Here is a 15486-nt window from a genome sequence, read left to right as displayed (position 1 = left end):
TTTTTAAGTTAGCCTTTGAAATTAATACCCCGGGTTTTGCTCCAATTGGGTGTTTCTAAGTAATTCATTTAATGGAATGGGATACAGCACATCGGTAGGCTCCCATCCGGTTTTACCTCCCAGAATTTGATCGGCTCTTTGTGTTCGTTTTAAATCCAGCCAACGATGGCCCCATTCGGTGAATAGTTCCCTCTGGCGTTCGCTATAAATAGCATCCAAGAGCTGTTGTAGATCAGTGGTTGTGATATCTTCCAGCCCTGCCCTGCTGCGTATGCGGTTAATATCCTGTTGTGCTGCCGAAAAATCATTTAAATGAGCGCTGGCCTCGGCTCGAATTAAATAAAGCTCTGCAAGGCGGATCACCATGGAATACTCAATCAGCTCTGAGCTGATACGCACCTTGAACTTATGGGGGTAATACCAGGTTTGTTCTCCATCACTCACGCTCCCTATCCATTGTGTCAAGCGCTGATCCTCCGTGCTAAAAGCACTTAACAGGGTATCGGTTATTCCAACCGAGGTAGGTCTAGAGGAAACAGGTATAAACCAAAAAGCTTCAAGGGTATTGAGTCTTGGACGCACCGGTCTTAATTGCCAGATAGCCTCTTTACTGTTTTTTAAAAACACGGCTGTTAAATCAGGCTCTAATTCATACAATCTTGAATTGGATAAAACGGCACTTGCCATCTGTTGCGCCTGCTCCCAATTTTCGGTGTACAAATACACCCTGGCTAGCAAGGCGATGGCAGCCCATTTATTAGGGCGTACCCGCTCCCCTTCAGACCAGCTATAATCCATAGCAAGAAATTCTTTTGCCAGGCGTAAATCTTCTATGATCTGTTGATATACCTGATCTTTTGGAGCTCTTTCAGCTGTAGCATTGGCTTCATAATCAGAGACCAAATGCAAGGGAACATCGCCAAATAGGTTGGTGAGATAGAAATAACAAAAAGCCCTTATAAACCTGGCCTCTCCTTCAAGTTGTTGTACTACCTCAGCACTGAGCTGATCGGAGAGCGCTAACTGTTCCAAAATAACATTACAGGTATAAATGTATTGATAAGCTTCATTCCATAGATAGCGCTCAATGGCCTGATCATCCGGGTTTAGTTCATTCTCAAAAAAGGCATTAGGCGGTCGAAAACTAAACAGTTCATCTGCTGCCAAAGAAGAGGTTACCGTAACACTATTGTAATACCCTCCTGCAAACCCAAGGCTGCTGGCCATCTGGCTATACATACCACGCACTACAGCATTTGCAGATTCATCGTCTGTAAAAACTGAAGGGGATACCAACTCATCTTTAGGAGCTGGAATATCCACAAAGTCGTCACAGGAAACATTTACTACCAAAACAGTTATCCATAATATCCATTGTGAAGTAAAAAGGAACCAACCTTTGTTTCTCCATATTCTATGTATTTCAATTGTTTTCATCATTTCAAGTTTTTAATAGATTCGCATTAAAATGTAAATTGTAAGCCCATTACAAAAGTTTGTAGCGGCGGAAGGCTCATTCCGGGACTCTCAGGATTCAACCCTTTATATTCGGTAAGGGTCCATAAGTTTTGTCCCTGCACATACAACCGCGCCCCGATATCCTTAACAGGAATCTTATATCCTAGTGATACATTTTTCAATCGTATAAAGGAAGTATCACCATAGATCAAATCACTCTGTTGTTGTCCGGTAAAATAGGCACTACCTGCCTCTGAAAAAGTCTGGGTAAACCTTTGCACAGAAGATTGATCCCCCGGACTTTGCCAGCGCTCCATTGCATAGGCTGGTTGATTGTATAAGAATCCAGGCGGAAAATTATGGGTATACCGACGTCCTGTTTGATTTACAAATTGAAATAAGAAATCAAGCTGCCAATTTTTATAGGTCAGACTGTTTTGCAACCCACCAAAATACTTTTGTGTCAGTTCATAGATCCCTCTTAGATCTTGTGGTGCACTTACCTGCCCATCCCCATTTACATCCTGGTATTGATAGACTCCGGATAGTGGATCCACCTCGGTATAGTGAAACTTCTTTTTTATAAACAGAGAGCGTCCCTGTTCATAAATATTCGAAAAGACCGAGGTCTCCAGATCAGGATACGCTACAAGGGTATTTTTTGGATAGGTAATATTAAAATGTGTTTTCCAGGAAAAATCAGGGTTTTGAACATTGGTAATAGCCAGTTCAAACTCCCAACCGGAATTTTCCACAAGTGCTGGTAGATTTGCTCTTATGGAGGTAAAACCAGTACTACCGGGCAGTGGCACCCCCACCAACTGGTTGTCCGAACGATTCCTGTAAAAACCGGTACTAAGCATAATGCGATCCCTTAAAAATCCAAGATCAAGTGCCAATTCGAGTTTTTTATTCCGTTCCCATCCAAACCCTTCATTAAACAATCGGGTTGGATAAAGGCCTATACCATTTTGATAAGGATAAGAGGTTGCGCCGTAGGTATCGAGATATTCATAATCCCCAATCTGATCGTTTCCTGTAACCCCGTAACTCCCACGAAGCTTACCAAAGCTCAAAAAAGGCAAGCCATTTTGAATAAACGATTCATTTGAAAATAGCCAGGCAGCTCCTACAGCTCCAAAGGAGGCAAATCGCTTTCCCGGTCCAAACCGACTACTACCATCACGTCTTGTGGTAAGGTTTAAAAAATACCTATCGGCATAGCTGTAATTGACCCTTCCAAAAAAGGCCTGGTATTTATAATCTGAATAATTATAACGATCAATCATCAGCTCACTGGCTGCGGCTGGATTTTCCATAAGCAGATCACTGCTAAAACCACTGGCCTGTATAATGGTTTGCTCTTTGGTGGTTTGTTGAAAGCTTCCCCCTGCCAATAGCTTTAAACGGCTTTTTCCAAATTGTTTTTCATATTCCAATTGTGGTTCAGCGATCCAACTTTCAAGGGTAGTCTTTCCAAACATGGCAGAAGGCAATGAACCTGAGGCAGGGTTTAAAGAACTCCTTGGTCGTAGTTGTTGCTCATCACGAGATAGCTGGGTATACCCTAAATTTACCTTGGCCTTTAACCCGGTGAAAAGCTCATAATCCACCACTCCATTACTGACAAAGGTATTAGAACCAGCCTCCAGGTGCTGTCGGGTATAAACATAGGGGTTGGTTACCTGGTTATAGAACAGTAGATCTCCTTGCTCATCTATAAAATCAGGAGCATTGGGAGGCAGCAGTAAGGCTATGGCCGTTAGATCCTCTCCCAATAAGTTATTTTGATTTTTGGTATATAGGGTGGTAACATTTACATGAAACCGATCATTTTCAGAACTGTGATTCAAATTAGTATTTAGCGACCATCGCTTGTATGCATTATCCCCCGGAAACACCGTGGTTTCCTTGTAAAAACCACCTCGAACGGAAAAAGAGGTATTGGTATTCCCTCCAGATACAGATAATTCTGCTTTATTGATATAGGCCGTTTCTCCCAGGAGCTTATCTTGCCAGTTGATATTCCTGTTTTGATCCCATTGAACAAGATCTGGTGCATTAAACTCATTTGGGGTTACTCCGTCATTTAAAAAGGCCTCATTGCGCATTTCTAAATATGCAGGGGTATTTAGCAGCGATACCCGATCTGCTACCCTTCCGATCCCGGATTGCAAATTCAGATCAATGACTGTTTTACCCTTTTTGGCTGATTTGGTAGTGATGAGCACCACCCCGTTAGCCCCTCGCGAACCATATATGGCAGTAGCATCAGCATCCTTGAGCACCTCGATACTCTCAATATCAGACGGATTAATGGCATTAAGAGGATTGGCTTGAGATATTATACCAGTACCCAATCCAGTCAAAGATTCTGTCACAAAAGGGACCCCATCGATGATGTATAAGGGATCATTCCCACTAGAGATACTGTTCTGACCACGGATACGCACGGTGAATCCACCACCGGGTACACCGGTATCTTGACTTAGATACACCCCAGGCATCCTTCCCTGGAGTGCTCCCAAAACATTACTCACCGGTTGCTTTTCTATATCCGCAGCTTTAACGGTACTGATACTTCCGGTTCGCTCCTTTTCAGAAACGGTATAATACCCGGCATTAACCGTAACAGCCCCAAGATCTAAAATAGATTCAGTAAGGCTTACATCCAGTTTAGGGCGATCCCCAACGGTCTGCTTAAAGGTCTGAAAGCCGATATAGGAAAATGATAAAACATCGGTGGGGGCAGCACTGATCTGGTAGATACCCTTTGTATTTGTATATGTGCCGTGTTGGGTACCATCAATTAGTACATGCACCCCAGGAATCGGAATTCCGTCAGTATCGGTAACAATACCACTGACCCAATGTTGCTTTTTATTAAGATTGGTATTCTGTCCAAAAGCGGAATAGGTTAATAGTGTGAGGGTTACAAATAGTGCCAGTAATAGCAGTATCCGTACCTTGTTCAAAGCATTATTTTTCATAATTTTGAAAGGTTAAATGAAACTTCGTTTTATTTGATATCCGGCTCTCTAACTTCCCTTTGCTATTTCGTTAGAGGGCCTTCTTCTTTTTATACCTGTAAAACAGGCAATTCATACATTCAAATTCTCAATAGTTAGTTTATCCCATTGCCGATTATGTTTTATTTACAACAATTAAACAATGATTTATCGATCTTTATATACTTATTTTTACTACCCAGCAAAAGCTGAGAAAAAGTAACTAACCCCCCAAGCTTACTCAAAGGGAACCTGCCAAAAGGCAGGTTTTCTTTTTAAGGGTATAGGGCCCATAGCATGCAAATAGCCACAGGCCAAATAACCCTACCAACTAACTCAAACTAGTATCTCATACTCCAATGCAAAGCATAGAGCATAAAGCATTTATCATATTTTAAGCTTGTAATTCATCACATGGCCGGACACCATGATTATATGTAGTGGTCAGTCACAGGAGAAAGAGTGTTTCGAATTACCGGTATAAATTAAAAGTATAACGTCACTCCCATAACAAAGATTTATCCTATATAGGACACTTAGGCTTTTTAACAAACAATAAATAGTACACCGTAAACCCAACATTAAGCTGGGCATGGGTCACCCCTACTTGTTTACTATTATGTACTTGTTTATTCATCCTATCCATTTTTAATTCTCCTGTAGCCATTTAGACTAAATGGAGGGTTCTAATTCACGAATCTTAAATGAAAACTGAAATCATTGCTAAGATATGTTGAGAAACACCAAGTGTATAAAAACAGTTGGGTGCGAAACTCAACTTACTGCTTTTGAGGTACTGGTATACCCTTACACGAATAAGTTTGAGCCCACACCCGGGTTGTGAGCTAATTTACTTATCATCTCGTGTACATAAAAATTACCAGTTTTCAAAAGCGAGACTCTAAGCAATTGCTTCTAATATTTTTCTTTCAGAAGAATCGCAAAAATATGTAATCTGAAGCTAATATAACAAATATTTTATTCAACACAAATTTGTATCGAATAAAGCAAGCAATTTTCTCAAATTTTACTAAATGGTAAAATATAGCGAAGAAGAAATTGAACTGTTAGGCATTCAAATAGGTTGTGTAATAAAATTGGCTAGATTAACAAAAGGATTATCGCAGGAAGAGCTTTCTTTATTAGTGGGTTCTAATTCGACTAATATAGGTAGAATTGAACGTGCTGAACATACAAGTGGTTGGGATAAACTACTAATGATATGTCAACAATTAAATATAGATCATTCTAAACTATTCCTTTTAAAAAATGAAAAAAGTTTACTTGATATTGTAGATCAGTCTTTAAGTCTTGAGAAAAAGCTTAATCAAGATAAAAAAGACTATTATACTTTTCTTAAAAAATCCATTTCCAACAAATTTAAATCGCTTTCAAATAAGACTAAATAAAAAGGACCAACAAAGAATAACGATTAACTTTTTTGTTCCCATCACTCGTCCTTCCCTACCCTTACATATTACCATGGTTAGTACTATTTATGAATAATCCATATATCAAACCCCATACAAACACGCTATACATACGCTATACAGTTAGTATGTATACGTAATAAATATGGTGTATAAATATCTCTTTGATACACACCATACAACTTTTGAAGTTACTCTCGACAAAAAGATTGAGGTTTTCCGTAATTAGGGTTGTTAAATTTTGGCTTTCTTTAAGGGAAGGGGGAAAAGCCCCTTGGAGGTTTGGGGAAATTTTGTATTATATTTATAGCATTAATAACGAAAATTAATATTTGGTTTTTGCAAAAATCTATTTAAAACTTAAAATTACATTAAACACCTTATTATTAATATTTTACAACTATAACACCTAAAGATATATAAACGTAAATTGCGTTTATACAAACGTTGTGGGTAATGCAGAAAAAAATTAAATGGAAAATATATTAGAATTAAAAACCATCAGTGAACTTCAAGAATATGATTTCTTTATTCCATCTTATCAAAGAGGATATAGATGGAGTTCCAAAGAGGTTGTTGAATTGCTTAACGACATTTCAAATTTTACACCAAGATTGGTAAATGAAAGTTCAGATGAGAAAACTTGGTATTGTCTTCAGCCAATTGTAGTAAAAAAAATCGATGACAATAAATTTGAAGTCATTGACGGACAACAAAGACTTACTACAATTTACCTAATCTTATATTATTTAAATCAGGATTTTGTTGAAAAAAGAAGAGATAAACTATTTGAAATAGATTACGAAACTAGAACAGATTCTAAAACCTTTTTAAATCAATTAGAAGAAGAAGTTGACAATAAATCAAACGTTGACTTTTTTTATATCACAAACGCTTATAATACAATTTCTAATTGGTTTGAAGAAAAAGGAAATAATTTTGACACAGGAAATTTTCGTTCAAAATTTAAATTTAATTCTAAAGTAATTTGGTATTTAAGTAATGAAAATGATTCAATTTCAATATTTACAAGAATTAACATTGGCAAAATCCCTCTAACGAACTCCGAGTTAATTAAAGCACTATTTCTAAATAGTTCTAACTTTCAAAATCAAGAAAACAAATTAAGATTAAGGCAATTAGAAATTGCTACGGAATGGGATAATATTGAAAACTCTTTACAGAATGATAAATTTTGGTTCTTTTTAAATCAAAACTCTATTTCAACTAACCGAATAGAATTTATTTTCAATCTAATAAACGAGGAGCCAGACCCGAATGATAATTATGATACTTTTCGATATTTCAGCAAGAAGTTTTCAAAAGGTAACAATGAAGAATTAACTAAAAATTGGAAAGAAGTTAAAAGATATTTTCAAAGGTTTAGCGAGTGGTTCAACGAACGTGAATTATATCATAAAATAGGCTTTTTAATTAGTACTGAGTCAACTAGTATTAAAGAACTTTACAAAACATCTGATAACATAAGTAAATCTGAGTTTAAAAAATATTTAGATAGTCTTATAAAAAAAGAATTGAAGAATATTGACATAAGTGAATTGCAATATTCAGATGGAAAAGATGTCAGGAAAGTACTCCTTTTGTATAATATTTTAACAATGTTGGCTAGCTCAAAAGATAATTCTTATTTCCCTTTTGACTTATATAAAAATGAAAAATGGGATTTAGAACATATAACTTCTGTTAAAGACAAAATTCCTGATAAAAACAAAAAGCAGTGGATTGAAGATGCAGTTGTCTTTATTGGTAATGAAACAAGAGAAGAAAAAGCATTAAGGAAACAAATAAATGAATGGAAAGAAGAAGACCAGGATGGATTTAAAATTTTGTTCGAACAAATTGTAACTTATTTCAACTCGGAATTAAGAGAAGATGATGATATAAATGATTTGTCGAATCTCACACTATTGGATTCTGGAACTAATAGAAGCTATAAAAATGCTGTATTTCCTTTTAAGCGAAAAACTATAATTAATCGTGACAAACAAGGAATTTTCATTCCAATATGTACAAAAAATGTTTTTTTAAAATATTTCAGCGAGTATCCTCCTAAAATTTCTTTTTGGTCTCAAGAAGACCGAGAGAATTATGAAAATGATTTACTTAATGTTCTAAATTCTTACTTAGCTTAAATACTATGGAAAACGAAAAGTACAAAGGCAAAATTTATAGTTTTTATGAATTATTGAAAGCTAATAATATCGAGATTCCTATAATTCAGCGTGATTATGCTCAAGGTAGAAAAGACAAGAAAAAAATAAGACAAAATTTCCTGAATGCATTGTATGAAAGTATTAGCAAAGAAGAAAAAATTATGTTGGATTTTGTATACGGAAGTAATACAGAAGATTCTTTTCAACCACTCGATGGACAACAAAGATTAACAACACTTTTTCTGTTACATTGGTATGGTGCTTTAAAAGATAACAAGCTACTAGATGAAGTAAACACATTAATAAAGTTCACCTATGAAACAAGAATATCCTCGAGAGATTTTTGTAATTCACTAGTAAAAAATAACATTACATTATTAGAAAATGTTTCTCCAAGCGATACAATAATAGATTCTCCTTGGTTCTATTTATCTTGGAAAAATGACCCTACAATCGATGCTATGTTAAGAACAATAGATGATATTCATCTAAAGTTCTTTAATACTCCAAATCTTTGGCATAAACTAACATCTTCAGAATTTAATCTTATAAGGTTTTATCACGTTGAATTAGAAAATATTGGGTTAACAGATGACCTTTACATAAAGATGAATGCTAGAGGAAAATTACTTTCCACTTTTGAAAATTTTAAAGCAGGTTTGGAAAAATTGATTAGAGACGAAAAATGGGAAAGTCAATCAGATTTTACAAAAACATTTGCATTTAAAATAGATACCACTTGGACAGATTTGTTTTGGAAACATTTTAGGAAAGGTGATACGGTTGACAGTTCATTCGTGAATTTTATTTCAACACTATTAATGTTACAAACATCTGTAGAAAGGAGCAAGAAAACAGATGAGAGATTGAAAATTATTTCTAAATTAAAAGATGATGCTAATAATATTTCTCCAAAGTTTTTTCAACAGCAAAGTTTTAACTATTTGGTTGATTGCTTGAACCTGCTAGATGAAAAATATGAGGAAATAGAAAAAATAAAAATCGACTTTCCTCTGTTCCGACATCAACCAAACCAAGATTTTTTAAAAGAAGTAATAATTGCTCCAGAAATTGATGGAGCATCTTATACTCAAAGAGTTTTCCTTTTTGCTCAATTAGAATACTTTAGAAAAACAGATGAAATTAACACTCAAAAATATCTTGACTGGATAAGAGTAGTAAGAAATATAGTTTCTAGAGGAGATATAGAAAAAAGCGGTAAAAGACCAGATATAGTAAGAAGTCCAGCGACATTTGATGGAGTTATTAATCTAATTTCAGAATTATCCGCTGGATGTTCAGACATTTATGAATATTTATCAAAAATCGACAATTTAAAATCAACTTTTGCAAAGGAACAAATTGAAGAAGAAAAGTTTAAAGCGAGAATTATTATTCAAAATTCTCAAATTAAGCAACCCATATTTCAATTAGAAGATACCGACCTGTTTAGAGGTCGTATAGATTTTATTTTCTACTGTTTAAATATTGATAAATCTTCAGATAAAATTGACTTGGACTCATTAGAGGAAATTAAATCTGTATTTATAGAAAATCTTAGCTCAGATTCGTGCTTAACAAATGATTTAAGGCGTGCTCTATTAACAATATCAGTTGATGGAAAGTACGAATTTTATCACTATTGGTGGTCTTTTTGGAATGTTGTTGATAGTGATAAAAGAAGATTGATAGACAAATTCCGTGAAATTGAATATTTGATTCATTCAGAATTTAGAGAATATTTCAAAAACCTTATATTGAAATTGAAAAGCAAGAATTTAATAAAAATATCACAAGACTTCACTCCAGAGGATAGTTTTCCAAATTGGAAACTAAGACTAATCAAGGAAGAAAGGCTATTAAATGAAATTGATTCGAATTATATTGCGATACCTCCAGATAATAGTTATTGCTATCTTTTAAAAAGTAAAAGACCTAGAGATAAAAACGGATGTATTAAAATTGAATAAAGCACTACCCACAATCGAGTAGCCCGACGCGATGAATAATTACCGCGTTGAGGCTCTCACACCACCGTACCCTTCGGCTGTCGCTCAGGATAAACCAAGCGGGTCGCGTATACGGCGGTTCAAAAATGATATTAAACCATAAGGGGGCACCTGCATAACCACAAGCATTATTACTATTGAATTTGGATTTATGTATAGATAATTACGGATTACTGGATTGTTTATTTAGCAAATTTCTATTATTTTCGGGAAGTATGTATAGATTATTATTTGCAAATACTATATCAGAATTATACTAGTGTTTCATAATAAACACAGGGTATAGACCAAGAAACTATAAAGATATATAGACGCAAATTGCGTTTATACAAACGTTGTATGCCATTCGCCAAATAGGAACTTCTGAAACATATTGAATCGAAAATTATCTACTTCTCCAGTTCTTATTAAATCTTTTCGCTAACCTTAAAATTGATAGCGAAAACTTGGGGAAAAATGATATTTTTGAACAAAATATAAATAACTGAATATCAAAAATAAATAAAAACATTAATCAGAATTAATAAAATAAGAATTGACATCGGAAATAAGACATAAGCAAAAAGAGTATTCACAAACTAAGAGTGATGAGGATAAGAAAATATTAGGACAATATTTCACAGATTCACCTATTGCCCAATTTATGAGTTCTCTTATTGATGATGAGGTATTAAACCCTGATAAAGTAAAACTATTGGACTGTGGCGCTGGTCATGGTATCCTAACCGTATCGACTGCATTTCATCTATTAAATAAGGGGATAAACAATATAGACGCAACCCTTTATGAAATAGACGAACAAATCATTTCAAATCTTTCTGAAGTATTAGAAGAATTAAAAGCAATATTTGCTAAAGAAAAAAAGATTTTCAATTACAATATTATAAATGATGACTTTGTAACTCTGAGACCAGATTTAAACACTGAGACAAAATATGACTTAGCAGTAATTAACCCACCATATTTCAAGTACTCGGTTAAAGAATCCATTTATGCTAAAAAAACTACGGACTTATTTAAAGGTGATCCCAATATTTATGCTTCGTTTGTTGCCATAACACTTTCTGCATTGGAGGCTAATGGACAGCTCGTAGCTATAACACCTCGTAGTTTTTTAAACGGTCTATATTTTAAGGGCTTTAGAAAATATCTACTGGATAATGCTCTACTTGAATTAATCCACATTTTCAAATCTAGAAAAGAGGTGTTTACAGATTCTGATATTTTACAAGAAAATGTCATCTTCAAATTGATAAAAAATGGTCAAGAATTAGATGAAATAACGATTTCGAGCTGTAACAACATTACTGATTTAAACACCCCAAACATCAGAGTATATCCTAAGGATATAATTATTGACACTAGTAATAATGAAAGTATCATTCGCATTCCGGAGACAGAAAAGGATTTTCAAATTTTGCAACAAGCAGAGAGGTTACCTTCAACATTTGAGGAAGAAGGGTATTTTATTTCTACTGGTCCAGTAGTTGAGCACAGAACAAAAGAATATCTTACGTCAAAACATAGTCAAGAAAAGCAAGTACCACTTATCAAAGCTCATAATGTTTTTATAAACGGTATAATTTGGAATGGTAATAATAAAAAAGACATTTCATTTAACTTACTTGAAAATTTTGAGAAACATTTAGTCCCAAATATTAGATACGTAATTCTAAAACGTTTCACATCAAAAGATGAAAATAGAAGGTTAGTTGCTGGAGTTTACATTCCAATTAGAAACCTTAAGCAAATAGGCATAACTAACAAGTTAAATTACATAGGTCGTAAAAATTCTACATTATCGGAGGAAGAAGCAAATGGGTTATCAATCTTATTTAATTCAACTTTTATGGATGATTATTACAGATGTATATCAGGGAATACTCAAGTAAATGCCACGGATATAAGAATTATGAAAATCCCAACTAGAGAACAAATTATTCAACTAGGTAAACATTCTTCCAGCTTTAAAACATTGGAATACGATACCATTGAAAAAATTAATGAAATTCTAAATGACTGATTTAAAAGAACTAAAATTACAAGAAGCAAAGCAAATATTAAAGGCATTAAAACTTCCCAAGAAACAAACTAATGACCGTTCTGCATGGGTTTTTCTATCCTTGGCGAATATTAAACCCAATACTTCTTGGAATAAATGCCAAGCACCTCTACTTCCAACTTATATTATTATGGAATTCATTCGTAATAATTATGGAATGGATTACAAACCAAATAGCAGGGAAACAATTAGAAGACAAACACTTCATCAATTTGAACAAGCTAGAATTATAGATAGAAATAGAGATAATCCAAAAAGACCTACAAACAGTAAAGATAATAACTATTCATTAAATGAACCTATTCTCGAAATTTTGCGAGCTTTCCCGGCCGGTGATTGGAAAGAAAAAGTAGATGCTTTTTTACAAAACACTCCAAGTTTAAAAGAGGAATATCAAAAGAAACGAAACATAGACAAAATTCCTGTGAAACTTCCAAATGGTAAAGAACTAACTCTATCCCCAGGCAAACACAATCAGCTTCATGCCGATATAGTTCATGAATTTTGCCCACGATTTATTGGAGCAGGTGGGATTGTTCTTTACATGGGTGATACAGCAAGTAGTAGATCCGAAGAAGGGGGCAAATTAATGCACCTTGAATCAGAATACCTTCAATCTTTGGGGGTTCCACCAATGTCACATGATAAATTACCAGATGTAGTAGTCTATGATACCAAAAACAAATGGCTATTTCTAATAGAAGCTGTTACTAGTCATGGTCCAGTATCCCCAAAACGCTGGAAAGAACTTGAAGAAGCTCTTAAAGATTGTAAAGTTGGTAAAGTTTATGTGACGGCCTTTCCTGATACCGCAGAATTTAAAAGAAATGTAGCTGATATTGCATGGGAAACCGAGGTTTGGATGGCAGATAAACCCGATCACATGATTCATTTCAATGGTGACAGATTCCTTGGTCCCCATTCTTAAACTATTCTTATGAGCTTTATATATGTAGATGTTACCCCAGAGCAAATTGCAAAAGCAATAAAGATCAGAAAGAGTCGAGATGAACAATATGGCAATATTTATCATGAAGTAGACAGTGATCTTCGCTGGGTTGGTGATCTTGGAGAGATTTGTTTCAATAAATGGTTAAAAGGAAAAGGATTGACTGGGTTTGAATGGCATCTTGACAATGCCGCTGGGAAACCTGATTTCACAATTAACGGTGTTAAAATTGATGTAAAAACCGTAAAACGAAAAGTTCCTCCTAGAATGAATTATACAGCACAAATAACTGCTAGGCACAAAGACACACCTGTAGATGAACTTTTCTTTTTTAGTTATGAATTTCAAATTAAACGCCTTTGGTTTTTAGGCGGTATCAAGAAAAAAGACTTTTTAAAGAAAGCTGACTATTTTAAAGCAGGTGACAGAGTTCATTCTAATTATGTAATAAGGGAGGGACACGAAATTTATAATGCTCCAATTGAAATATTATTAAAGCCTGACGATTGGATAAATGATATAAAATAGTAAAAACGGCATACAACACGCGGTATAAAAAATTGCCGAGACAGTAGGTTATTCAACGATTGTAGCACGATTTAGCTTCTGTGCAATTGGACAGTGAATCGCCTGCAGTCGGCAACATTTTCATACCGCCATCCGTTAGCGGTAATTAAACGAGACAATGTACTTACCATTAAAAAATACATTTGAAAAGATTTTAAAAATAACAGATGAGGATTGGAATATTTTTGAATCTATCCTTGAAACGAAAAAACTCAAAAAGAAAGAATATCTCTTAAAACAAGGACAAATCTGTCGAGGAATTTACTTCTTATCGGAAGGAACAATTAGATCTTTTCACATAAATAATGATGGTAAGGAGATAAATACTGCATTCTACTTTCAAAATGATTTTCTTCGAGAAATTGAAAGTATGACCAATAATATTCCTTCGCAAAAAAATATCCAAGCAATTGAAAACAGTACAGTTCTATACATTGACAAAGCTAAATTGGTAACTCTTTATAAAAAATCTGAATTCTACCAAAAGTTAGGACGAATGATATTGGAAAAATTAACTATAAGCGAACAAAAATATTCTTCATTTTTAACAACATATTCTCCTAAAGAAAGGTATTTATACATTCTCGAAAACCGCCCTGAATTAATTGAACGGATTCCCCTTCAATATTTAGCTTCATACTTGGGAATAAGTAGAGAATCTTTGAGTAGAATTCGGAAAAGGATTTAATCATTGATTTTGTGACTTTCGTCAAAGGAAAGGGATTGACTTCTCAATAATTTTGAGCTTTAATAAATAAGCACTAAAAAATGAGACAATTAATTCTAATAACCTTTTTAAGCACAATCAGCCTTTTAAACTGTAAGGCACAAAATCAAAACAATATGGAAAATCAAATTAAAGAGACAGTAACATCTATTGAAGAAGCTGCTGCAAATAGAGATGCTGAACAACTCACTGAACTATTACATAGAGACTACCGAGTAATAGCAAATCGATTTAAAGGAAATGAAAATGCTGTAATCATTTCAAAAGATAACTATTTGCAAATGATGAAAGACGAAAAAATAGGAGGTACAAGTTATAACATCAACTTCAATGATGTAAAAATTTCAGGACACACAGCAATTGTAGATGTTCTATATTTATTGGAAACAACATCAGATATGCATAAGTTCCTTGTCTTAATTCAAGATGAAAACAATAAATGGAAAATTGTAAGTGATATTCCAATTGTAAGGGAATAAATATTTGAGTAAAGTAAAAACTACCGCCAACACGGTGTATAAGCAATAGCGGTTTGAGTGTAAACTTGAATCGTTTTTGCATTTAATTAAGTACCTTGTTATTTGAAACGTAAATGCATAAAATCCGCTACTGCTCATACACAAAACCGTTGTGCACAAGCTAAAATGAAAACGAAATCAATCGAACAATTAGAGAAAGATTATTGGAAAGAGCCTTCCGAGTTTCCGACTGATATGGTAAAAAAATGTTATCAGTATCGGAAAATAAATATTACAGATTTGACTGATGAGCAAATAAGACTTCTGTTTTCTCAACAAATCGGAACGGAATATCTAATCGGAGTTGCACTCGAAAAACTTGAACGAAATATATTGACTGAAGGCGACTTTTACTAAGGAGATTTACTTGTTGCTGTTTCAGGTTTACCGACTGAATTTTGGAATGAAAAGCAAACTGAATTTCGAACTTTTACAAACTTAGTAGAACAAAACTCTGACCAAATAAAAACTGAACTCGGAGAAAAGAAATTTGACCGAATAAATGAAAAAATAAAAGCCAGTGCACAACACCGGTAGCTGTTGCGCAAGTCAATAATTTTATAAAAACAAGCTCTAAATAAGCC

At 34.2% G+C, this 15486-nt stretch carries 11 protein-coding genes; 9 read left to right on the top strand and 2 right to left on the bottom strand.

Annotated elements, in window-relative coordinates; all coding sequences use genetic code 11:
- Positions 1-21: 21 nt before the first annotated feature.
- Complete coding sequence (locus tag BM361_RS09120; RefSeq protein WP_083425902.1) at positions 22-1440, bottom strand: RagB/SusD family nutrient uptake outer membrane protein; 1419 nt, start codon at positions 1438-1440, stop codon at positions 22-24.
- 23 nt (positions 1441-1463) lie between these two features.
- Positions 1464-4448 carry a SusC/RagA family TonB-linked outer membrane protein gene (locus BM361_RS09115; protein ID WP_074978360.1) on the bottom strand — a complete coding sequence of 995 codons (2985 nt, stop codon included), beginning with the start codon at positions 4446-4448 and terminating at the stop codon, positions 1464-1466.
- 1052 nt (positions 4449-5500) lie between these two features.
- Between BM361_RS09115 and BM361_RS09110 the strand changes: the two genes are divergently transcribed.
- From BM361_RS09110 to BM361_RS17125, 9 genes are all read left to right on the top strand, one after another.
- Positions 5501-5875, top strand: coding sequence for a helix-turn-helix domain-containing protein (locus BM361_RS09110; protein WP_074978358.1), 375 nt, complete (start codon positions 5501-5503; stop codon positions 5873-5875).
- Positions 5876-6369: 494 nt separating this feature from the next.
- On the top strand, positions 6370-8049 hold the full coding sequence (locus tag BM361_RS09105) for a DUF262 domain-containing protein (RefSeq protein WP_074978357.1): 1680 nt from the start codon (positions 6370-6372) through the stop codon (positions 8047-8049).
- A 5-nt stretch (positions 8050-8054) separates the two neighbouring features.
- The gene (locus tag BM361_RS09100) at positions 8055-10040 is read left to right on the top strand and encodes a DUF262 domain-containing protein (protein WP_074978355.1); all 1986 of its coding nucleotides are present in this window, start codon (positions 8055-8057) and stop codon (positions 10038-10040) included.
- Positions 10041-10614: 574 nt separating this feature from the next.
- Positions 10615-12102: an Eco57I restriction-modification methylase domain-containing protein gene (locus tag BM361_RS09095; protein WP_074978354.1), complete on the top strand. Its 1488-nt coding sequence runs from the start codon at positions 10615-10617 to the stop codon at positions 12100-12102.
- Entirely contained in the window at positions 12095-13069 is a 975-nt protein-coding gene (locus BM361_RS09090; protein WP_074978352.1) for a BsuBI/PstI family type II restriction endonuclease, read from the top strand. The genes BM361_RS09095 and BM361_RS09090 overlap by 8 nt, the downstream gene beginning before the upstream one ends.
- Before the next feature lie 9 nt (positions 13070-13078).
- Entirely contained in the window at positions 13079-13618 is a 540-nt protein-coding gene (locus BM361_RS09085) for a hypothetical protein (protein WP_217643768.1), read from the top strand.
- 157 nt (positions 13619-13775) lie between these two features.
- Positions 13776-14345: a Crp/Fnr family transcriptional regulator gene (locus BM361_RS09080; protein ID WP_074978351.1), complete on the top strand. Its 570-nt coding sequence runs from the start codon at positions 13776-13778 to the stop codon at positions 14343-14345.
- 155 nt (positions 14346-14500) lie between these two features.
- Positions 14501-14863, top strand: a complete 363-nt coding sequence (locus tag BM361_RS09075) for a nuclear transport factor 2 family protein (RefSeq protein WP_217643767.1) — start codon at positions 14501-14503, stop codon at positions 14861-14863.
- A gap of 165 nt (positions 14864-15028) precedes the next feature.
- Positions 15029-15259 (top strand): contact-dependent growth inhibition system immunity protein, encoded by a 231-nt coding sequence (locus BM361_RS17125; protein WP_254785779.1) that lies wholly within the window; start codon positions 15029-15031, stop codon positions 15257-15259.
- The last annotated feature ends 227 nt before the right edge of the window (positions 15260-15486 follow it).

The organism is Zhouia amylolytica (assembly GCF_900116365.1).
Taxonomy (GTDB): domain Bacteria; phylum Bacteroidota; class Bacteroidia; order Flavobacteriales; family Flavobacteriaceae; genus Zhouia; species Zhouia amylolytica.
Note: the sequence above shows the minus strand (reverse complement) of the source record. Positions and strands in the feature narration are given on the sequence as shown.